1 protein-coding gene is annotated in these 1,572 nt (G+C 63.4%); it reads right to left on the minus strand.

What is annotated here, in order from left to right:
• Positions 1-125: 125 nt before the first annotated feature.
• Positions 126-1,424 (minus strand): group II intron reverse transcriptase/maturase, encoded by a 1,299-nt coding sequence (ltrA, locus tag ACSDR0_RS50475; protein ID WP_435296110.1) that lies wholly within the window; start codon positions 1,422-1,424, stop codon positions 126-128.
• Positions 1,425-1,572: the final 148 nt, after the last annotated feature.

A 1,572-nucleotide genomic window follows, 5' to 3' on the forward strand; every position in this document is an offset into this window, starting at 1 on the left:
GGCGACCCAAGAACCTCCCTCCGAGTTCCTCCCGACTGCGTCGGGGATACAACGAAGCGCCTCACGGCGCACACCCGGCGTGCGCGTCTCCACGCACCGGGCGCTCCACATGCCTTGCCCGTTGGTCAACCGCCGGTGGCGGCTGCCGGTGTCGGGGTCCACGGAGTCGCGATGTTGCCGCCGCGATAGCGGTAACGCTTCACCGAGACGCTGGACGTGCCGATGAAAACGACTCCTTGATGAGCGATCCTCCAACCGACATCGCAGAAACGACGCCGGAATTCAGGCATCCCCATGCGGGTCTTGCCCGCGTACTTGCGGCGGATCCAACGCATCAACCGTCCCCATGTATGAGCATCGATCGCTGCGAAGGTCGCCTTGGAAACCCCGAAACGGAAGTACTTCGCCCACCCGCGCAGTATCCGGTTCAAGCTGAGAATCAGCTCGCCTAGATCCTGGTTGCGGGTTGACCTGTAGCTCTTCGCCGACACCTTGTCCTTGATCGCCTGAACGGCCTTCTTGGACGGTCTGGTGTAGACGTAGTGCTTGTTCGTTCCTCGTTTCCGCTGGCAGCGGATGTGGTGCCCGAGGAAGTCGAAGCCCTCATCGATGTGAACCACGCGGGTCTTCTCCGGCGCCAACCGCAACCCCAGCGGGGCGAGAACGGCCGCCACCTCCTCACGCAGTTGCTCGGCATGGTGGCGGTCGCCTGACACCATCAGGACGAAGTCATCAGCGAACCTGATGAGTCTCCAGTTGCCCTGGCCGCTGAGCCTGCGCCGGTTCCGCCGCCACCAGGTACTCATCTCCTGCCGCCACTGACGATCGAAGTGATCGTCCAGCGCGGTCAGGGCGATGTTGGCGAGCAGCGGGGATAAGATTCCGCCTTGCGGGGTGCCGGTCCAGGTCTCTTCCCGATGGCCGTCCGTCGTCATGACGCCGGACTTCAGGAACGCCTTGATCAGCGCGTTCACACGCTTATCGGAGATCCTCGCCCGCAGGCGATCCATCAAGGCCGTGTGGTCGATCTCGTCGAAACACGCCGTGATGTCGGCCTCCAGCACCCATCGGTAGCTGATGGGTTCGGAGGCCAGGTGGTGGATCTCGGCGATCGCGTCGTGCGCGCGCCGGTTGGGGCGAAACCCATACGAGCACGGTTTGAAGTCCGCCTCGAAGATGGGTTCGAGCACCTGCTTGAGGCTGGCCTGGACCACTCGGTCGGCGATGGTGGGAATCCCGAGCTTGCGCAGCTTGCCGCTCGCTTTCGGAATCATCACCTGCCGCACCTCGACCGGGGAGAACTCGCTCGACTTCAGTGAGTCCCGGATCTGACCCAGGAACGCCTCAATCCCGATCCGAGTTTCGATATGGAGCACGGTGGCCCTATCGATACCCGGCGTCCGCGCCCCGACGTTGCTGGCCACGCGTTCACCAGGAACGCCTGGTCATAGACGAGATTGAACAGGTCACCGAACCGGCGACCGAGATCATCGGTCGCGCTGGCTAAGTCGCCCCCTCGCGGGGGCGACTCGCCTACAGAACCGGACGTGAAACTTTAGCTTCATCCGGCTC

This window comes from Streptosporangium sp. G11 (assembly GCF_051192615.1).
Classification (GTDB): domain Bacteria; phylum Actinomycetota; class Actinomycetes; order Streptosporangiales; family Streptosporangiaceae; genus Streptosporangium.